This is a genomic window from Geitlerinema sp. CS-897, from assembly GCF_028368005.1.
Classification (GTDB): Bacteria; Cyanobacteriota; Cyanobacteriia; order Cyanobacteriales; family Geitlerinemataceae; genus Baaleninema; species Baaleninema simplex.
In genome coordinates this window covers 16,904-36,170 of the sequence record NZ_JAQNCQ010000114.1, presented here as the reverse complement: position 1 = coordinate 36,170, position 19,267 = coordinate 16,904, and the positions used below count along the sequence as shown (strand labels likewise).

General features: G+C 51.1%; 19 protein-coding genes and 1 pseudogene. 8 read left to right on the top strand and 12 right to left on the bottom strand.

All coding sequences use genetic code 11. The features are described from left to right. Positions 1-48 precede the first annotated feature (48 nt). A complete protein-coding gene (locus POG22_RS07225; protein ID WP_498904457.1) occupies positions 49-411 on the bottom strand; it encodes a thioredoxin domain-containing protein in 363 nt (120 codons plus the stop codon). Between the two features lie 633 nt (positions 412-1,044). Here POG22_RS07225 and POG22_RS07220 point away from each other — a divergent pair. From POG22_RS07220 to POG22_RS07210, 3 genes are all read left to right on the top strand, one after another. After that, entirely contained in the window at positions 1,045-1,581 is a 537-nt protein-coding gene (locus POG22_RS07220; protein WP_498904455.1) for a hypothetical protein, read from the top strand. Then, positions 1,578-2,093 carry a hypothetical protein gene (locus POG22_RS07215; protein WP_498904453.1) on the top strand — a complete coding sequence of 172 codons (516 nt, stop codon included), beginning with the start codon at positions 1,578-1,580 and terminating at the stop codon, positions 2,091-2,093. The genes POG22_RS07220 and POG22_RS07215 overlap by 4 nt, the downstream gene beginning before the upstream one ends. 578 nt (positions 2,094-2,671) lie before the next feature. Continuing rightward, on the top strand, positions 2,672-3,487 hold the full coding sequence (locus tag POG22_RS07210) for a 7-carboxy-7-deazaguanine synthase QueE (RefSeq protein WP_498904451.1): 816 nt from the start codon (positions 2,672-2,674) through the stop codon (positions 3,485-3,487). Positions 3,488-3,773: 286 nt separating this feature from the next. Here POG22_RS07210 and POG22_RS07205 read toward each other — a convergent pair. From POG22_RS07205 to POG22_RS07190, 4 genes and pseudogenes are all read right to left on the bottom strand, one after another. Then, positions 3,774-5,510 (bottom strand): annotated as a pseudogene (locus POG22_RS07205) (IS1634 family transposase). A 304-nt stretch (positions 5,511-5,814) separates the two neighbouring features. Continuing rightward, complete coding sequence (locus POG22_RS07200; RefSeq protein ID WP_498904450.1) at positions 5,815-6,456, bottom strand: GUN4 domain-containing protein; 642 nt, start codon at positions 6,454-6,456, stop codon at positions 5,815-5,817. A 98-nt stretch (positions 6,457-6,554) separates the two neighbouring features. After that, positions 6,555-7,736 carry an aldo/keto reductase gene (locus POG22_RS07195; RefSeq protein WP_498904448.1) on the bottom strand — a complete coding sequence of 394 codons (1,182 nt, stop codon included), beginning with the start codon at positions 7,734-7,736 and terminating at the stop codon, positions 6,555-6,557. Between the two features lie 91 nt (positions 7,737-7,827). Next, positions 7,828-8,649: a hypothetical protein gene (locus tag POG22_RS07190; protein ID WP_498904447.1), complete on the bottom strand. Its 822-nt coding sequence runs from the start codon at positions 8,647-8,649 to the stop codon at positions 7,828-7,830. Positions 8,650-9,087: 438 nt separating this feature from the next. Between POG22_RS07190 and POG22_RS07185 the strand changes: the two genes are divergently transcribed. Then, positions 9,088-9,414 (top strand): DMT family transporter, encoded by a 327-nt coding sequence (locus POG22_RS07185; RefSeq protein WP_063718030.1) that lies wholly within the window; start codon positions 9,088-9,090, stop codon positions 9,412-9,414. A gap of 6 nt (positions 9,415-9,420) precedes the next feature. On the opposite strand, the gene POG22_RS07180 is transcribed toward POG22_RS07185, so the two are convergent. After that, complete coding sequence (locus POG22_RS07180) at positions 9,421-10,209, bottom strand: lipoate--protein ligase family protein (protein WP_498904445.1); 789 nt, start codon at positions 10,207-10,209, stop codon at positions 9,421-9,423. Beyond that, positions 10,199-10,660 carry a YbjN domain-containing protein gene (locus tag POG22_RS07175; RefSeq protein ID WP_498904444.1) on the bottom strand — a complete coding sequence of 154 codons (462 nt, stop codon included), beginning with the start codon at positions 10,658-10,660 and terminating at the stop codon, positions 10,199-10,201. The genes POG22_RS07180 and POG22_RS07175 overlap by 11 nt, the downstream gene beginning before the upstream one ends. 22 nt (positions 10,661-10,682) lie before the next feature. On the opposite strand from POG22_RS07175, the gene POG22_RS07170 reads away from it, so the two are divergent. After that, complete coding sequence (locus POG22_RS07170) at positions 10,683-10,823, top strand: hypothetical protein (protein ID WP_498904443.1); 141 nt, start codon at positions 10,683-10,685, stop codon at positions 10,821-10,823. Between the two features lie 35 nt (positions 10,824-10,858). Here the strand turns inward: POG22_RS07170 and bicA are convergent, their stop codons facing one another. Next, positions 10,859-12,541, bottom strand: a complete 1,683-nt coding sequence (gene bicA / locus POG22_RS07165; protein WP_498904442.1) for a SulP family inorganic anion transporter — start codon at positions 12,539-12,541, stop codon at positions 10,859-10,861. A 570-nt stretch (positions 12,542-13,111) separates the two neighbouring features. Here bicA and POG22_RS07160 point away from each other — a divergent pair. Next, positions 13,112-13,705 carry a superoxide dismutase gene (locus POG22_RS07160; protein ID WP_063718032.1) on the top strand — a complete coding sequence of 198 codons (594 nt, stop codon included), beginning with the start codon at positions 13,112-13,114 and terminating at the stop codon, positions 13,703-13,705. A gap of 188 nt (positions 13,706-13,893) precedes the next feature. Here POG22_RS07160 and POG22_RS07155 read toward each other — a convergent pair whose 3' ends face one another. Beyond that, complete coding sequence (locus POG22_RS07155) at positions 13,894-14,190, bottom strand: Mo-dependent nitrogenase C-terminal domain-containing protein (RefSeq protein WP_017659515.1); 297 nt, start codon at positions 14,188-14,190, stop codon at positions 13,894-13,896. 203 nt (positions 14,191-14,393) lie between these two features. Here POG22_RS07155 and POG22_RS07150 point away from each other — a divergent pair, with 203 nt between their 5' ends. Both POG22_RS07150 and ppk1 read left to right on the top strand, forming a co-directional pair. Continuing rightward, positions 14,394-14,612 carry a hypothetical protein gene (locus tag POG22_RS07150; RefSeq protein WP_017659514.1) on the top strand — a complete coding sequence of 73 codons (219 nt, stop codon included), beginning with the start codon at positions 14,394-14,396 and terminating at the stop codon, positions 14,610-14,612. A 90-nt stretch (positions 14,613-14,702) separates the two neighbouring features. Beyond that, a complete protein-coding gene (ppk1, locus tag POG22_RS07145) occupies positions 14,703-16,883 on the top strand; it encodes a polyphosphate kinase 1 (protein WP_498904439.1) in 2,181 nt (726 codons plus the stop codon). Positions 16,884-16,900: 17 nt separating this feature from the next. Here ppk1 and mdh read toward each other — a convergent pair whose 3' ends face one another. The 3 genes from mdh to POG22_RS07130 all read right to left on the bottom strand — a co-directional run bounded on the left by mdh (position 16,901) and on the right by POG22_RS07130 (position 19,179). Continuing rightward, entirely contained in the window at positions 16,901-17,884 is a 984-nt protein-coding gene (gene mdh, locus POG22_RS07140) for a malate dehydrogenase (protein WP_063718037.1), read from the bottom strand. An 88-nt stretch (positions 17,885-17,972) separates the two neighbouring features. Further along, on the bottom strand, positions 17,973-18,200 hold the full coding sequence (locus POG22_RS07135) for an NAD(P)H-quinone oxidoreductase subunit O (protein ID WP_017659511.1): 228 nt from the start codon (positions 18,198-18,200) through the stop codon (positions 17,973-17,975). A 79-nt stretch (positions 18,201-18,279) separates the two neighbouring features. Next, the gene (locus POG22_RS07130; RefSeq protein ID WP_498904438.1) at positions 18,280-19,179 is read right to left on the bottom strand and encodes a DNA-formamidopyrimidine glycosylase; all 900 of its coding nucleotides are present in this window, start codon (positions 19,177-19,179) and stop codon (positions 18,280-18,282) included. Positions 19,180-19,267: the final 88 nt, after the last annotated feature.

The window sequence follows — 19,267 nt, the reverse complement described above, 5'->3', positions numbered from 1 at the left end:
TTCATAATTTTGTCGAGAAATATTATTGTAACTTATAAAGTGGACGAGTTAAGTCAATTCAGATTTATACCTTGAGCAAGACGGCTTCTTGTTCATTTTCCACCCCCAGCTTTTGATAACTTTTTCAGCAAACCCTAATTCCTGGTGACGATTCCGAAACGTACAGGATTGTGGAGTACATCCCCTTGCCCCAGGAATCTCGTCCCATCCATCTGGTAAAGAAACCCCCGGTTGTCCAGTCATGGGATAGCAATAAATGACAACGAAATTGGCGCTCGTTGATAGATCGATCCATTTATCTTGAGTTGACAATAAACTGACGGATGGTAAAAATTTTCCAAGTAAGCGATCGCAAGCACCGTCATCGACTGGAACGGGCAAATTTTTGGGTAACTGTGTCAGTTTGTCCATATAATTTTCTATTTAAACAACTTACCTCATAATAATTGCTGGACGACGTGAATTATCGAAAACTCAATTGTATAACAGCTCAAAATCAAGAACTTTAAGGTGAATCAAAATATAGTCATAGTGAAGTACCCTATCCGAAAATCGGATGGTTTCTCCAGATCCCCGACATCTCCAAGGTGCTGGGGATCTCATCCGAAATCCGAATTTCAACGCTTCGACTTCGCTCGCTTCGACTTCGCTCGCTTCGACTTCGCTCGCTTCGACTTCGCTCAGCGTTGAGTCCGAGCGGAGTCGAGGACTCAAACACTGGTTTTTTCCAACCTGACAAACCCCTATCTATCCCCCCAACCATCCCCCCAACCCCCCTTTCAAAGGGGGGCGAAGGGGGGATAGGGGGCTAAGGGGGGGATGTGGTGAAGACTTCTTGAAACCTAGCTTATCGGGAACGGATTCCGTATAAGGGGGGATGTGGTGAAGACTTCTTAAAACCTAGCTTATCGAAAAAAGATGGAGAGACATTCAAGCCAACAAATTTTTATTTTTGTTAAAAATAGTAATCTTTAATTGAGAGCAATTGAAATTTAATACAAAACATTGTAGTATGTTAAGCTACAAAATCAAAAATCAAAGTGTATGGCACTAAATAAAAGGGATCTAGATGAGATTCAAAAAAAACTCGCTCCTTTTTTATCCAAACAAGAAAAGCTATGGCAACCTTGGCAGGGAATTGGCAGCTTTTTGACGTTTAACTTTGGCAAAAAACTGCCACCCGAACCAATTAAAAGTACCCGTTTAAAAAGAATCCAAAAAACCCCTTTACCCGATCGCGGCGAATGGGGGCTGTGGATTTATATGTGTGGCTGGCGCATCGAACAAGGCGATCGCGTTTTAGCGGGTTCAAATGACGATCGATCTCAAATTGCATTTGCATTGCAAAAGCTCGAGGGACAAATTATTACATCTGTAGAGATTTCTTACCCTTTTGGAGAGACAATTTTTATTTTTGACAATGAAATAATTTTACGAACGTTTCCAATCAACTATAATGAGTGTGATGATTGGATGTTCTTCATGCCTAACGGTTACGTTTTGTCCCTTGGTTCAAATTCGAGTTGGTCTTATCACAAGAGTTCTGAGCCTAAAAATCCTACAAAGACGACTGAATTATGACAATTTTACAAGCAGATTTAGAGACTGTTCGAGAAAAACTAACGCCTCTTCTCGGGAAAACACCGAGGAGAGCCATATTAGATAGCGATCGCTGTTTCGTTCTAGTCTTTGAAGCTAACATCGATCGAACCTCTCCAAATCCATCTTTCTCCTGTCGCGACGAAATCGATCGAGAGCTGGAAGAATGGTTTCTTTTGACCGATTCTTGCTATTGGCGAGTCGAAAAAAATAACGAGATCGTGGCAAGCTGTTATAACAAACCCGAATCGCTCGAATTTCTTTTAAAAGACCTTAACCGTCACGCTCTGATTTCTGTGGGATTATTTCGACCGCTTTGGGATACTCGACTGACTTTTGAAAACAACTTGAGCGTTTATACCTTTTCCGTCATGACTCAAGAGTTTCCTCATTGGGAATTATATCAAAGCGATGGAACTCAGTTGACGATCGGCCCCGGTTCGAGTTGGTCTTGTACCCATCACGACAAATTCTCCCTTGAAGACTTATTGTAAACGCGATCGCCTTTATCCGAGAAAGAAACCCGCGATCGTGGAGTTTCCGACACCCTCTCTAGAATGGGAATCCAGGCTAAGCCGTCAAAGCCGAATTAGACTAACTCCAATCGATCGCATCGATGAAAATCTCCCCTCTTAACTGTGCCATACAAGGTCTCATCAGCGGGTGTTTCTTCAGCAGAAACAGATCGTCGATAATACCGCCAGAAGGGAAAACCCATGTTACCACCCAAAACTCAAACCGCAGTCTCGAGAGGTAATAGCTCTATTTTGCTCCCCCGATCGCCTCGAATTTCAATCTCAAATTTAGAAGATTTTTTTTAAAATAAATCCTGACTTTGTCAATACTTTGTTTAAAAAATTAATATTATCGCCGACGAAATTGGCGATCGACCGATTCCCAGACCGGGCGTAGGGAAATCAGCATTAAGGTCTCGTGACGCTAACACGACAGTTTGATACGCGTTCTTGTGTTGTCCTGTCTCGGTTCGATCGCCCGCTCTCCCCGTCTTCTGTGTCACAATCGATCGCAGTCAAGTCCTCCCAAGATTCTCTGTTTCGACCTCACGCCGACCATGACGATCTCCACCCCCACGACAGCCCGATTAATCGAAGTCTTTTCTGCGATCCAAGGTGAAGGTCTTAACGTCGGAACGCGACAGATTTTCGTGCGGTTTGCCCTGTGTGACTTACGGTGTCTGTACTGCGACAGCGCCCAAACCTGGTTTGCTCCTGCCTCCTATCGCGTCGAACGTACTCCCGGTTTGCGAGATTTCGATACGTATCCCAACCCCGTCTCGATCGACACTCTCTTAACCTGGGTCGAACGACAAAACCGACCGGGACTTCACGATAGCATCAGCATCACAGGAGGCGAACCGCTGTTACACGCGCCTTTTTTAGCCGAATTTCTCCCTCGAGCGATCGATCGCACGCAACTGCCCATTTATCTCGAAACCGGCGGCCACCGTCCCGAACAACTCAAACTGATTCTTCCCTATCTCGACTTAGTGGGAATGGACATCAAACTTCCGAGTTCCAGCGGTGAAATGCACTGGGCCGAACACGAAGCCTTCCTCAAACTCTGTTGTGAGGCTAACGTCTCCGTTTTCGTAAAAACTGTCGTGTGCGATCGCACCCTCGCCCAAGAACTCGAACGAGTCGCCCATCTCGTCAGCCGCATCGCTCCCGAAATCCCCGTTTATCTCCAACCCGTCACTCCCCTTAATGGTGTATTACGGGCGCAAAACGAAGCCTTACGCAAAGATACCTTTCGCGATGCTGTCGTCCCCTCCCCCGAGAGGGTTCTGGCGTGGCAAACAATGATGAAACGCACGATTTCCCACGTGCGCGTCGTTCCCCAGACGCATAAGGCTCTCGGACAACTTTAAATACAGTCACCAGTCGCCAGTCACCAGTCACCAGTGATAGAGATGAGGACAGAACAACCGCATTCACCCCATTTGTAGGGTGGGCAATGCCAGCCCTTTCAAGGTGAACGATGATATGGATTAAGGAGGCGCTGAGTAGACAAGTGACGATGCCTTCGATCGACAATAAGGGGAGGTTTCTGGCGCTTCAGCCCCCTGGGTTGTTTCAGGAAAATCTTGACTGAAGTTCCCCTTTGACAAAAAAGTACAACCTATGCTGGGCAAGGGATATCAGATTTTCGCCCGGTCAGCTACTGGGTACAATGAGAGAAACCTTAAGCAAATCTAACGCTTTCTGTTGCAGGGGAGTCGGTTGAGTAATTTTGAAAAAAGTCAGCTCGACTCCCTCTAATTGGGAAGTGATTTTGTTTAAAGTAATCGTACCGAGATCCCGCATCAAGGTCGAAAAGCTATGTACAGGCAAATTTTCCGAAGTTCTCTTCTTACGAGCCTTAGCTCTAGCTTTCTGCGACCGTCGAACGGGGCTGACCCCATCGGAGTGGAGCAAGGGAGTCTCCTCATCATCAAAAAGCAGAGGCGCTAAAGCTTGCCTCATGTGCCATTCAACATAGTAAGCCAGCAGACAAAGAAACACATGAGCCTTAACGCGGTGTTCGAGACGATGATAAATCGGACGAACGTTTAAATCGACCGTCTTATAAGAACGAAAAGCCTGTTCGACCCGAGAGAGACTTTTATAAGCGCAAGCGGTGGACGGTGCATCTAAGCATTCGGACTCCACCGAGGTACGAAGGACATAAACTCCATCTAAAGTGGTGGCCACCTTTAAGTCTTCCAACTTACGAGAATAAGAAAAGTCGTTGTCCCCAATTTCGAGATGGAAGAATTTCCCCACGCGATACTTATTCAGGACTTGACCGACTCGCAGTCCAATTTGGTCAGCGCCTTGCAATCTCCGAGTTTTTCGGCGAGTCGCCTGGGCAATTCGCTCTAATTCTTTTTCCGTCTCTTGCAATAAAACTTCTCGTTTTTGAAGCTCAGCTTCGGCCTTCAAGGGATTGCGACAAGCAATCAATCGTTCTCCCGGATAATCGGCGGATTCAACTTCTACCAGGTTTTGCTCGTCAAACAATCCCAGTTGAATGACCTCTTGTTTAGCTAATTTCTGGATTTGAGGCGCTCTTAAAGCCGTAATCCAATCGAGGTCTTCTAAAGCGGATAACTCTCCTTTTATGCGTGTCTGAGTAATCAGACCTCGATCGCCGACCCACACCACCCATTTCAGACCAAAGCGATGGCGGACTTTTTCAATCTGTTTCCCCAAGGTGCTTGTATCAGAGGTGTTGCCTTTAAAGACTTTTACGGCAATGGGGCAGCCTTCACCATTACAAAGCAAACCGAAGACAATTTGTCGCTTGCCTCGCTTTTTATCTCGACTGTAGCCATATTGGGCGAGGGGACAAGTTTCACCTTCAAAGTAAGTCGAACTCACACCGTAAAGCACTAAGGCTCCCTCTTCCAGATGCTTTTGGGCTAATTGATTTTCAATCGATTCTTGTCGCACTAACAGCCAATCTAAGGCGTTATATAATTCATCTTAATCCGTCGATTTGACTCCCAGAAGATGACTCAACGAAGAAGAGCAAGTTTCCCCGTAAAATCCCCTCGATGTCGCCAATTTAGAACGAGGTTCGAGGATTCTAGCTACGAGCATCGCCACAATTAAAGAACGATTTCGCGAGGCTTTGGCATCGAGAAGTTCCGGCACTCCGAGTTGTTTGAGCGTTCCTAAAACCGCTGAGACATGACCGTGAGGTAAACTCCTTTGAATTTGAAACGCCTCACCGTAGTTTTCAACGGCCACTCCTCCTTTGAGGACAATCCGCAAGTTTTCGATGGTTTCCGAGGGCAATTTTGACAAATTAGCTAAGGTTCGTTTGCGAACTTTATTGCCCTCTCGGTAGGATTCTCGGAGCAGGACGGCTGGGGGTGAATTTCGATTGGGAACTCGTTCTATATACATGACTACATTTTAGCGGATTTCTTTTCCCCCCCAAAATCTTAAGAAAATCTTTAAATTACATGGGTACGGCGGTCGGCGGGTTCCACGCCCTCTTTCCCTTCCTGTAAACGTTTGAGAGACTTTTGAGTATATTTACTGGGGGAACTTCAGTAGAAATAGACAAAAAACTGTCATTACTAAAGTGCGATCGTACATTTTAAAGTCAGTGGAAATACAATTTAAATGGAATCTTTCCGTGTGTTTATCAATTCAACAGCATCGATCGAGTTTGCCAGCATTTCTATTGATTTTTTATTCAATTTACCTAGAGTTCGGGAATTCGACATTCCAACAGCCTCGGAACAACAAACTCTAACGCCAGTCGGGTTTCTTCCACTTCCGTTCGGGGAAAGGAACAAGCCGCATCGCCACAGCCAAACCACAAAATCTCTCCCGTTGCCCAAAACGCTTGGTTGGGAAAATGACCGACTGGGTAAGGACGCGTAGAGTCTGTCCACCCGACAGTCTGTCTAAATTCAGTGTAGGCACGATCGCGTTGGGGATATTTCCGAGCCAAAAGCGTCCACAAATTCCGTTGGACGCTCAAACCGTAGCGATCGCCGCTGCTGCGTCGCCACAACGCATCGATTTCGGCGAGTTCTGCACAAGGAAACTGGCGAAACGCTCGCCCGTCGGGTAACACTGCACCCCGTCCCAATCGCGCCCAAGTCATCTCGCTGGCGTGTTGCCATTGCCGCTGTTGCAACGCCCGCTCTAACTCTAGCATCGAGGGAATTGGTTGTGGTGTCGGCGCGATCGCGGGTTGAGGCGTTTCGTCCTGGGCTTGGGTCGTCTCGGACGGAAAAATGGGGGCGATCGCCTCGATTCCCCCGATGGCAATTCCGGCGAAAAGGGTTCCCGCCAGCAGTCTCCCCACGGTTCCAAAAACGCTCGATTCTCGCGACATCTCGGCATACTCTCCAGGCGATCGCCCCTAAGATATGCGGCACTTCAACGGGAGAAACCGGCGATCGTGACAGTTCGCCGACAGGAACGGTTCGAGACTCACTCCTGCGACAGTCGCTTCACCTCCTGTCCCCCCAGTAACGCGTCGGCTTCTCGTAACATCGCCAGAACCACATCTCGATGAGGACTGTTTTTCAAACAGGACTCGAGCGATCGCACATCGACTTTATCGACTTTTTCACCGGGGAACCAATGACCGCCGTTTCCCAACAGGTTGTACCGCATCTTCCCGTATTCAACTAAATCGTAAGCCACCGCCAGATTTCGCAACCACAGAATCGCCGCAATATTCACCTCTCCCGGCGTTTCCTCCCAACTGGGAAGTCCCCGATGCCAGGTTTTATACCAGGCTTCTCCTAAAGCGTCGATCGCCGCTCGTTCGAGACGGTCTAAAATCGGCGGAAGTAGTTCCTCGGGGCGATCGAGTAACGGTAACACCTTTAAATGTTCGTCGAAATCTGACGGACGCGCCGCCCCCAAACTCAAGGTGTGAACCTGGGGACGACTCAGACAGAACAGGTTGTTAAAGACGATCGGCGATAGCGGCCGACACAGTTCTACCAATTTCGGCGAGGGTTCGTACAACATTCCCCCTTTGTTGGAAGGACTGATGATAAACACCCCCATGTCGTGGTGTCTGGCGGCTTCGATCGCCGGCCAGTTGGCTTGATTGATGTAATACCAATGCAAGTTGACGTAATCGAACTGACCCGATGCGATCGCCTTTAAGATTAACTCCGTCGCACCGTGAGTCGAAAAGCCGATATAGCGAACGCGACCCTGTTGCTGAAAGGTTCGCGCCTCGTCCAAACAGCCACCGGGTCGCAGAGTATACTCGAGCAGTTCTGGCGTGTTGATGCCGTGAATTCCCAGCAAGTCCACGTAGTCCAGTTGTAGGTTTTGCAAGGACTGCTTCAGCGTCATGCGAAACTCGAGAGGATCGTCGGTGGGAATCACTTTCGTCTGAACGATGAGTTCTTCGCGGGGAAGTTTCGGGAGAATGCGCCCCAGTTGAATTTCCGAGGTTCCGTATCCTCGCGCCGTTTCGATATGATTGATTCCCAATTCCAGCGATCGCCGAATCGTCGCCTCTAAATTACGCTGGTTGGCCTCGGGAATCTCCGCAGGCGGAACGTCCTTCCACGAATGTTGGTAGCGCATTCCCCCACAGGAGAACACGGGCATTTGCAACTCGGTGCGTCCAAAGCGTCGGTATTCCACGATCGGTTCTCAAAGCGTTACGTCCAAGCCCGAGGGGGGCTTTACATTACTTTACCGGATTCGTTTTGCAGAAGGCGATCGCCCTCCAGAGTCACGTCAACCCCAGCAACCGCAATCCTCGTTTGAGGGCGTAGCGAATCGATTTAGCGTTAAAGTAAACCGCCATCGATCGCCATCCTTCTCGGCGAATTTTGCGGGTGTAGAATCCGATGGTATACAGTCCGTCTCGCAGGCGACGTCCGAGATAGTTTTTCTGAACGCCGCCGAGATCGACGCGGATGCCATAGCGGTTGTAATTACTCCCGTTGAGGGGATTGAGGGCGGTGAGTCCTTCCCGTCGCGCGAAGGTAGCGTACTCGAGTCCCCGTCGCGTTTTGGGGTGGGTGTCTTCCTCGATCCACTCCCACATCAACCAGATGGTTCCTGCGGCGAAAAACTCGGCCACGTCTCGCGTCACTCCCGAGGCTTTGAGATAAATTCCCACGGGTATTTCTCCCCAAGGTCCATGTTGCCAAACGAAATCCGGGTCGAAAAATGCTTTGAAGGCAACGGATGCCGTTCCGTCGATTTGAAGGCGCACGACTCGTCCGATCGCTCCCTCTCCGGCATAGTCTAGGGTGAGGCGGACGCATCCGCGATCGCTGACGAGATCGAACCGGGCGTTTGGGAACTTGTGACGACTGACATACTCGGCGAGATCGTCGCAAAACTGGCGTAAGGTTTGGGTGTCGATTTTCCCTATGACCGAGGCGAATATAGAGGGGGGAAATTCACCGAAGTACGAGGGTTGGGGGGTGTATTGACAAAGTCGGTGAAACTGCCAGGCTGAAAGCAGTTGGGTTTGGGCGATCGCTTCGATTTTCGAGGGGCGGTTGGCGGTAGCTTTTATCGATTTCAATTCTGGTTCGGTCACTCTCACTCTAAAATTTCTATTTTATAGATTTTGAAAAGTACATCCATATCGAATTTTAAAAATTCATTCATTTTAAATTTTTGACGACGATCGATGATTGGGATTTGTAATATTAAAAATATTCAATTTTTCTTGCTTGAATATTTAAATAAAGCTTGTTTGAATGATGTGAAATTACGCCTGAAACAGCTTTAAGGGGCGAAATGCCAATCGATTCACAAGAAAACTGATTTTCAGATCGAGCGTGCAGCCGATCTCTAGAGCGACCTAAAATACAAAAAATACTTTCTCGATCTATTTCGATCTAAAAATAACTGTATCGCGTACGTTTCACATAATCTTAATTGAATCTTCTCGAAGTCTTTATCAAATCGCGCGATCGTGTCGATCGAGAATACTTATAATTTTATATAAAGTATTAAAGCAAGATCGACAACTATGAAGGGTTGGTTATTTTTACTATTTGCAATTACTAGCGAAGTCGTTGCCACTACATCGTTAAAATTTTTCTCTGAATATCGCAATTGGGTTTCCGTTGTTTTTGTCGTTCTCGGCTATGCTTCATCGTTTTCACTGCTTTCTAAAGCATTAAAATACGTTCCTTTAAGTATTGCCTATGCAATTTGGGCGGGGTTAGGAACGGCTCTCGTCGCGATGACAGGTGTATGGTTGTTTAAAGAACCCTTCACGCAATTTCACATCTTAGGAATTGGGCTAATTGTCGCAGGTGTTGCCGTTTTAAATTTACTCGCTCCGAGCCATTAACCTGCATTATGAATTGCGGACTTCTAAAGACGAAAATTGAGATTTCAAAACTTCGATTTTAGAGTAAATTTCCTGCCATTCTCGCTCGGACAGCGATCGAACCACAAATTTTACATTATAGCACTCTCGCGCGGCTTGCGTCAAAACCGCGACGATCGCGTCGATCTCGGCTGGTTCGACTCCACGTTGCCAAGAATGCGAGATAGAGTCGGGAACGCTCCCAAACACGCGATCGAACAATTCCCGAGGCGGCGACAACTGCATCGAACCGTGTTGTAACACTGCCTTTCCTCGGCGAAGTTGGGCGCTCCCAATCAACTTCGTCCCGTCAGAGGTGACTAAATCCGCTCCCGTGGCGGTGGCGAAACAACTGTGGCGTCGGGCGTATTCCCCGCGATCGCGATCGCCGAAATGTAACGGAATCCCCAACCGTCGCCATCCGAGAATCAAAAACTCGCAAAGCTGCCGATACACCTGCGATCGCGTTCCAGACATCCCCGACGTGACGATGGCGTAGGTGAGATCTCCACTATGCAACACCGCCCGCCCCCCCGTCGGTCGTCGCACCAACGACACGGGTTGACCTTGCCACTGCAACTCGTGCCAAAATGCCGGATAGCGCCGTTGGTGATAGCCCAGAGAAATCGTCGGACGCGACCACGTATAAAATCGCAGCGCGGGCGGATGGCTCCCCTGTCGGTGTCGATCGAGCAGCCATTCGTCCACGCCCATTTGAACCCAACCCGGCGCGCGTAACTGCGGAATCAGTCGCCAGATCGTCGGTTTATGCCCCAAATTGTTCTTGTAACGCTTCGTCGTTGTCGTCGGCGATCGTGGCCACCACCGTAATCACGCGAGAAATCTCGCTGGGATTGAGATCGGCGACCGTGCGGGACGACACCACCACCACCTGAGAATCGACGAGAGCAAAACAGGACTCGAACGTACCGTTCCAGTTCATCTGAAGTAGGTGTTGCATTAACCCGGCGTCGTCCTGCGTGGGAAGCTTCAGAACCGGCGACCAAACCGTAAACATATCGTCTTCGGTGTCTCCCGTTAGCTGTACGAAGACTTGCACGCTACCGTACTTAAATTTCCAGGCGTAGCCACGATCGTCGTGACCCACCATCACCTTTTGGTCTTCCGCTAAACTCGCGATGACGGTCTCGATTTCTTGAGGATAGTCGATGGTATCGCTGTCGTTCGTCAGTTCGTCGAGTCCGAGTTCTTCTTTGTCCAACGTCACGTCTGCTTACCTCCAGTTTCCGTTGCCAAAACCACTGTATCGCCTTCAGGAACCCTCTGACTATCTCGAGGTCGAGAAAGCAAGACGACCGGACGACGAGACGGCCGGATTCGCTCAAAACAAAATCGAGAGAGCGATCGCCCTCTCGACTGCACGGATCTAGAATCGAACCAGTTGTAACTTCAGCGATCGGATTCGTCAAACGAGTTGCTCGGCGTTCGTAGACACATCGAGTCCGATCTCAGAAATCGCGTGTTCTAAGGCTTCAGTCCGATCCATCATCAACCGCTCGTTGGGAATGCGGCTCAGAATTCCCATTTTTTCAAAGCGGCGTTTGATTTGTCCGGTGACGCCGACGAGGAATACCTGACAGCCTTCTTCGATCGCCTCGTTAATGGCGTTTTCGATCGCCAGCGAAGAGGTCACGCCCACGTGGGGAACGTCGCTGAGGTCGAGAACCAACGCATCGCAGAACCGTACGGCTTGGTGTTCCCGAGAAATGGCTTTCGCTACCCCGAAAATCATCGGTCCGCTTAAGTGGCACAACAACACTCGTCCGTTAGCTCCATCGAGCAGACGCTTTTCACTCTCGTTAAGGTTAATCACATCGTCAGCATCCGTCACCGTTTTCACCGACTGAGATTGAAGCTGACTGAGACGGTCGATCGTCAAAACGTTCGCCACGAATACACCGATACCCACAGCCGCAATCAAATCCACGAGAACGGTTAAGGCGATGACACTGTACATGATCGCCGCACCTTTAAGAGAAATTTGATGCGCCCGTTTCAAGAAGTTCCAGTCGATGATATCGATACCGACTTTCAGGGCAATTCCGGCTAACACGGCCATGGGAATGGTAGCGGTCAAACTCCCGGCCCACAGGACGACGATAAAGAGGATAAAGGCGCGAGTCAGACCGGACAATGCCGTCCGTCCGCCGGTTTGGATGTTCACCACGGTTCCCATCGTGGCACCGGCACCGGCGATACCGCCAAACAACCCCGAAGCTAAGTTTCCTAACCCTTGTCCGATCAGTTCTTTGTTCGAGTCGTGTTCGGTACGGGTCAAACTATCGGCGACAACCGAGGTCAGCAGCGCGTCGATACAACCCAACATCCCTAAAACAACCGCATCGACAAACATCATTTGTAGTTTATCGGGGCTAAAGGTGGGAACTTGCAACTCGGGCAGTCCCATGGGAATTTCGCCGATCCGACGGATATCTAGATCGGGAAAGAGGATTAACGATACGACAGTTCCTGCGATCAAAGCGAGTAATTGGGGCGGAACCCATTTCTTCAGCGCAGAAGGGGTAAAAAGTAAAATCAGAACGGTTAAAACAGCTAGACCGGTTTCGGCAGGGTTGATGTTGGACAGGAGGTCGGGCAAACTGCCCAAGGTTCCCAACACGCCGCCTTTGGGACTGGCTTGTCCTAAAAACGGTGCTGTTTGTAAGACGATGAGGATGATGCCGATTCCAGACATGAAACCGGAGATGACGGTGTAGGGCATCAGCGTGACGTAGCGCCCTAGCCTCAGTACTCCCAGCAGGATTTGGAAGATGCCAGCCATCATGACGACGGTGAAGGCCATGGCTAAGCCTTCTCCTGTCGTATCGGCTGACGCGGTGAGATTGGCAATAACGGCGGTCATTACCACGGTCATCGGACCGGTGGGTTCGGAGATGAGCGTGGGCGTTCCGCCGAATAAGGCAGCGAAAAACCCGACGAGGACTGCCCCCCAGAGTCCGGCTGCGGCTCCAGCGCCCGAGGCGACCCCGAAGGCTAACGCCATCGGTAAGGCGATGATTGCGGCGGTGACTCCTCCGAAAATGTCACCTTGCAGGTTTCGGAAATGGATACGGTTTGTGATTCTCATAGATTTGAGCGGCAAGCATACATAGATTTTTTGCTATGTACGGCAAATTGTCAATAGACTAATTGCTATAGATAGACGATATCATTGCTTATGCCTCCACGATTGCCTGTGAGTTTGCAACTTCTTATCAACGATCGAGCGATCGCTGATGAATGGATCGACTCCATATCTTTTTTTTGTTTTTGTCTGTATTTTTTGCTACAAAAAAACAAAAATCAACAATTGTAATATTTAATATAGGAGATAGCGATCGGTTGGCGATCGGGGTCGCGTTGTTTTGCGCTCGAACAACGGCAGGTGTATTCAGGAAGAGCTTGAGGAAGCGATCGGACTTGCCGTGCTAACATCAAACGTCGCGATCGCCGCGATTTTCAGCCCGATCGAACCGCAACTCGCCACTTTTTCATAATCAGTTTGACTTTGTTTTAGAATTTGAGATACGATCCGTAGTGTTAAGTTTCGTTGCCAACAGCCTGAAAGCTGGAGGCAGGTCGAGCGACCCGCTCGATCGATATGTCTAACGAAAGTACATCTGCACTCGATCGCAGAAATCTTTAGAGGAGAAACCACATGGCTTTTACACTTCCGGAATTACCTTACGCAAAAGACGCCCTGGCCCCCCATATCTCCGCGCAAACCCTGGAATTCCACTACGGGAAACACCATGCCGGTTACGTTAAAAAGCTCAACGCTGCCATCGAAGGCACGGATATGGCGGATAAATCTTTAGAAGATATCATCAAAGCCACCGCAGGCGACCCGGAAAAATCCGGCGTCTTCAACAACGCCGCTCAAGTTTGGAACCACACCTTCTACTGGCAGTGCATGAAACCCGGTGGTGGTGGTAAGCCCACGGGAGCCTTAGCTCAAAAGATCGACGCCGAGTTCGGCAGCTTCGACAACTTTATCTCAGAACTGAAATCGGCTGCAGGCGGACAGTTCGGTAGCGGTTGGGCTTGGCTGGTGCAAGACGGCGACAGCCTGAAAGTGGTCAAAACCCCCAACGCGGAAAACCCGATGACAGAAGGTCACAAACCTCTGTTGACCATCGACGTTTGGGAACACGCCTATTACCTCGACTACCAAAACTTGCGTCCCAACTACATCGACACCTTCCTGAATAACTTGGTGAGCTGGGACTTCGTTGCCAGCAACATGGCGTAATTTCATCTGTTCGACCCATCTAGTCCATTTTTCAACAGCCGCGCTCGCCGTGGCTGTTTTTTTGTGGAGACGAGGAAGACAACCGGATGATGGGATCTTACAGTCGCCAGTCACCAGTCACCAGTCACCCGTGAGGAGGTGAGGGGATGAGGAAAACTGTGACCTATCCTCACTCTTCACGCTTCCCTCTAGACTGAAGAAGCCTCCTCATCCAAATAACAGAGGGCGCGAAATCGCAGACTCATGAGTTCGTTATAGAGGGGGTTGAGTTTGCACAGAGGGGGAATGCGGAACCAGAGGCGATCGAACGCGCGAATTTCTCGGGCGAAGGGACATTGCGCGGGAACGAAGTTACAAATGGCTCGCGCTAAGCGGGGACGGCGCACGTCGAGTCCGTCGAGATACTGACGCAGGGGGGCTAAAAGGTCGCCGTCAAACGGAATTTGAAGCTCGAAGCGGGGAAACGGAATCTGGAACTGAAACATCTGTCTTTGCAAGAAGTCGTTGTTTTCGTCTGTCTGTATCCTACGATATTGATAATCTAAGAAAATATCAATATCCAAAAGATATAAAAAAATATTATTTATTATGAGGATAACTTAACCGAGGCGGCAGCGTGGTGTGAAAGCGCAGTTGTCGGAGGGCAAGCTGCCCGTTAAGCTAAACTTAAGCTCGAATCGGTAAGCTGATGGACAGTAAAGCGTTAGCCCAATACATCGAGGCGATCGACGGCACGCACAAGCCGTGGCTGCTGGTACAACTGCGGTTGCAAAAGCTAAAAGAGCGTCGAGCGACCATGTCTCAAGAAGACTATCTCGAGGCGATCGCACAACTCCAGCACGACATCGATCGCCTCGGGGAGTGGTGGGTCGGCCGAGAAGAGGAAGTTTTCCAGCAGGGTCGATAGCGACCGTTTCGGTGTCCTCTAACCGTCGCACCTCACGAAAACGCTCTCGTCTGGCTCGCTCGTTTCCTCTGATACTGGCATCTCCAACCTATGGCAAAACCCAAAAAAAGCAATTCCGACACGGCCAAGAAAAACAAAGCACCGGAGGTCGATTTTCGAGACCCGCAGTACTACTTCAACCGAGAACTGAGCTGGATCGAATTCAACTACCGAGTTCTCCACGAAGCACTCGACGATCGCACGCCCCTGCTCGAGCGGTTGAAGTTCCTCTCTATCTTCAGCTCTAACCTCGACGAATTCTTCATGGTGCGCGTCGCGGGCTTAAAACAACAAGTCGAAGCGAACGTCACCAAACTCACCCCAGACGGTCGCACGCCACAACAACAACTCGACGACATCAGCGATCGCCTGCATCCGATGGTGGCCGAACAACACCATCACTTCCAAGACACGCTCCGTTCCCAACTCACCGAACACGGCGTCTATCTCCTCGACTACATCGACCTCAACCAAGAGCAGCGAAACTACCTGCAAACCTACTTCGAGGAAAAAATCTTTCCCGTCTTAACCCCGCTCGCAGTCGATCCCGGCCATCCTTTCCCCTTCATTTCCAACCTCAGCCTCAACCTGGCCGTCGTGGTTCGCGACCCCGAAAGCGAAAAAGAATACTTCGCGCGAGTCAAAGTTCCCAAAGTCCTACCGCGTTTCGTCCCGCTTCCGCTCGAAGACGTCACCCAAGCTGACAGCCAATCGATGGTATGGCTCGGCGTTCCTCTCGAACAGGTAATCGCCCATAACCTCGACTTCCTATTTCCGGGGATGAACATTCAGGAATACCATCCCTTCCGCATTACTCGCAACGCTGACATCGCCGTTGAAGAAGACGAAGCCGACGACCTTCTCCTGGCCATCGAGCAAGAACTCCGCAAACGGCGATCGGGCGGGTCGGTGGTGCGAATGGAAGTCCCCGCCACCATTTCCGACGAAGTGCGAACCATGCTGATGGGGGAACTCCTTCTCGAACCGAACGACGTGTACGAGCTTCCCGGCATTCTGGGATTGGGTGATTTGATGTCGATGATGTCGCTGCCACTTCCAGAACTCAAAGATCCCCCCTGGACGCCTGTAGTTCCGGCGCGGTTGCGGCGGTTTGGCGATCTCGAACTCGATCCGTCCGAACCCAATACAGAAACCGACGAAGATCTCTTTACCGAAATTCGAGAACGGGGCGATCTGCTGGTTCATCTGCCCTACCACTCCTTTTCGGCGACGGTGCAGCACTTCATTACGGCGGCCGCTTACGATCCCGACGTTTTAGCGATCAAAATGACGCTGTACCGCACTTCGGGAGATTCGCCGATTATTAAAGCCCTCATCGCCGCCGCCGAAAACGGAAAGCAAGTCGCGGTGTTGGTGGAGTTGAAAGCTCGCTTTGACGAAGAAAACAACATTCTTTGGGCGCGAAAGCTCGAACAGGCGGGCGTTCACGTCGTTTACGGCCTCGTTGGCTTAAAAACCCACACTAAAATCTCGATGGTGGTGCGGCAGGAGAAGAAACACATCCGCCGCTACGTCCACATCGGAACGGGAAACTACAACCCCAAAACGGCGAAACTGTATACAGACTTAGGAATTCTGAGCTGTCGAGAGGAACTCGGGGCGGATTTGACGGATTTGTTCAATCACTTAACGGGATATTCCCGCCAGCGGTCGTATCGCAAGCTGCTCGTGGCTCCCGTCAATATGCGCGATCGCACCCTCGCCCTCATCCGACAGGAAATCGATCGCGCCGAAAACGGCGGCACCGGGCGCATTGTCGCGAAAATGAATTCCTTGGTCGATCGCGAGATTATCGAAACCCTGTACGAAGCCTCTCAAGCAGGAGTACAAATCGATCTGATCGTGCGGGGAATTTGCTGTTTGCGTCCCGGCGTTCCCAACGTGAGCGAGAACATCCGCGTCATCAGCATTATCGGACGCTTCTTAGAACACTCGCGCATCTTCTATTTCAACAACGAAGGAGACGAGAAGGTGTTTATCGGCAGTGCGGACTGGATGCCCCGCAACCTCAACCGCCGCGTCGAAGCCATTACGCCCATCGAAGATCCGACCCTCGCCAAAGACTTACAGGAAATCTTGGGAATCATGCTCTCGGACAATCGCCAAGCCTGGGAGCTGCAACCGGACGGAACCTATATTCAACGTCGTCCGCCTGAAGATAGCACCGAACCGGGAACCCACACTGTTCTGATGCAAATGGCAATGGATTAGAGAAACTTCAGTCCGGTTCACGACCAACCGAGAACCTGCTTGGCGTTTTCGATGTTGTCGCGCACGGAAGCCGCTGACGTTTGGATGGCGTGGCGTTCGTCGTCCGTCAGAGACAGTTCTACGATCTGCTCGACCCCGCGACGCCCCAAGCGACAGGGTACGCCGAGGAACAGACCTTCGATGCCGTATTCTCCTTGGAGGTAAGCCGCCGCACTGACGAGACGCGAGCGATCGGCGAGGATACTCTCGACCATCGTGTAAATGGAGGAGGCGGGAGCGAAGTACGCACCGCCTCGCTGCATGAGTTCGACGATTTCCGTGCCGCCGTTGCGGGTGCGCTCGGCCAGGCGATCGATCGTGGCGGCATCGAGCAGTTCGGGTAAAGGAATGCCTTTGACCGTGCAGTAGCGAGGGAGGGAAATCATTTGCTGTCCGTGGTTGCCCAACACCATCGCCTGCACGTCTTGAGTCGAAACCCCCAGTTCTAAGGAGATAAACGTCTGCAATCGCGCCGAGTCGAGAACTCCTGCCATGCCCACGATGCGGTGGGGAGCCAGTTGTGTCGCTTGCCAAGCCACGTAAGTCATCACGTCGAGGGGATTGGTGACGATAATAAAGATCGCGTCGGGCGATCGTTCGATCGCCCGTTTCGCTGCATCGACGACAATGCCAGCGTTAGTCTTAATCAAATCGTTGCGATCCATGCCCGGCGCACGCGGGCGACCGGCGGTAACGACCACGACGTCGGACTCGGCGGTGTCGGCATAATCGTTCGTGCCGACGACCTGGCGATCGTGTCCTTCGAGACCTCGGGCTTGCATTAAATCCAGCGCCACCCCTTGCGGCCAGCCTTCGACCACATCGAGCAAGACGACATCGGCTAGATTTTTTTCGGCGATGCGTTGGGCGAGGGTACTGCCGACTTTACCCGCTCCGACGATCGAAACGCGGCTTTGTCGGCGATCGCGGGGAGGAGAGGGGGAGGAAACCGAAGCGTTCATGGGCATTTGGGGGGCGCAGGATCGCAGTTACGGCGGAAAGTGAGAGGAACGGGATTCGAGCGATATCGATCGCATCGAAACGTCCGATTTACTCAAACGCTTCGAGTTGGTCGAGACGGAACCAAGCGTTCGGCGTGGGAACGATGCCGAATTTGACGAGAGCGTAGTCTCCCTCGGTTTCTAGGATTTCGCCTCGCGTCTCGAAGATGTAGTTGGGAAGCCGACTGTCGCTGGCTTGGGCTTCCAGGCTGTTTTCAAATTTTTCCCGGGCGACGCGGACGAACGAACCGCGTTTGAGTTTTTTGGCTGCTGGCATGGACTGTTTTCGTTCAAACGTCTGTCTTGCTTTTCATCTTACGTCGAATTTAGCCGGAATTTTAGGTTGATTTTGACTCTTAATTCGAGTCGCGTCTGATATCTGGCTGACAGTTTGGGCAAAAATAGGACGATCGCCCGCTCAGTTTGAGGCGTTCGATGGGACGATCGCAATCGCGGCAGGGTTCTCCAGCGCGATCGTATACCCAAGCGAGGCCGCCGTAGTTGCCGTTGGTTCCCTCGACACTGCGAAAGTCCCGTAACGTGGTGCCACCGGCTTCGATCGCGTTTTCGAGGACGCGCACTAAATTTCCCCGCAGGCGATCGAGGTCTTGCCAGCTTAACTCGCAGGACAGGCGCGTCGGATGAATGCGGCTGAGAAAGAGGGTTTCGTCGGCGTAGATGTTGCCGACTCCCGCGACGATGGTTTGGTCGAGAAGGGCGGTTTTAATGGGTTTGCGTCGATTTTTCAGGGTTTCGGCCAGATAGTCCGTCGAACAGTCTTCGGAGAACGGTTCGGGACCGAGAGACAGCAACGCAGTCACGACAGCGGCGGGATGGGTGTGCGGCGGAACCCACCAGAGGCGGCCGAAGGTACGGGTATCGACGAATCGCAGTTCGCGATCGCTCTCACCCTCGCCCTGGCAAAACAAACGAATCCGCGTGTGGCGTTGGAGTGCGTCGTCTCGGCGACACCACAGCAACTGTCCGGTCATGCGGAGGTGAACCCCCAGCCAACCGTGGGGAGTCGGTTGCAGGCTGTCGAGTTCGGGATCGTCGCCGAGTTGCGCCAACAGGTATTTTCCCCGACGGTGCCAGTAGGCGATCGCTTGTCCCTCGAGTCCCGACGCGAAGTCCGAGATGGCGTTGGGGGCGGCGACGGTGCGATCGAGTAAGACTTCGACGCCAGCGATCGTGTAACGGCGGGTGGCCGCGTTTAAGCCGCGACGGACAGTTTCGACTTCGGGAAGTTCTGGCACGGGTTCAGTAGAAAAATGCTAAAGAATCATTGCAAGCAAGATACAAAAAACGAGAAAGGGTTAGACGTTCGCTGCGATCGATCGCCGC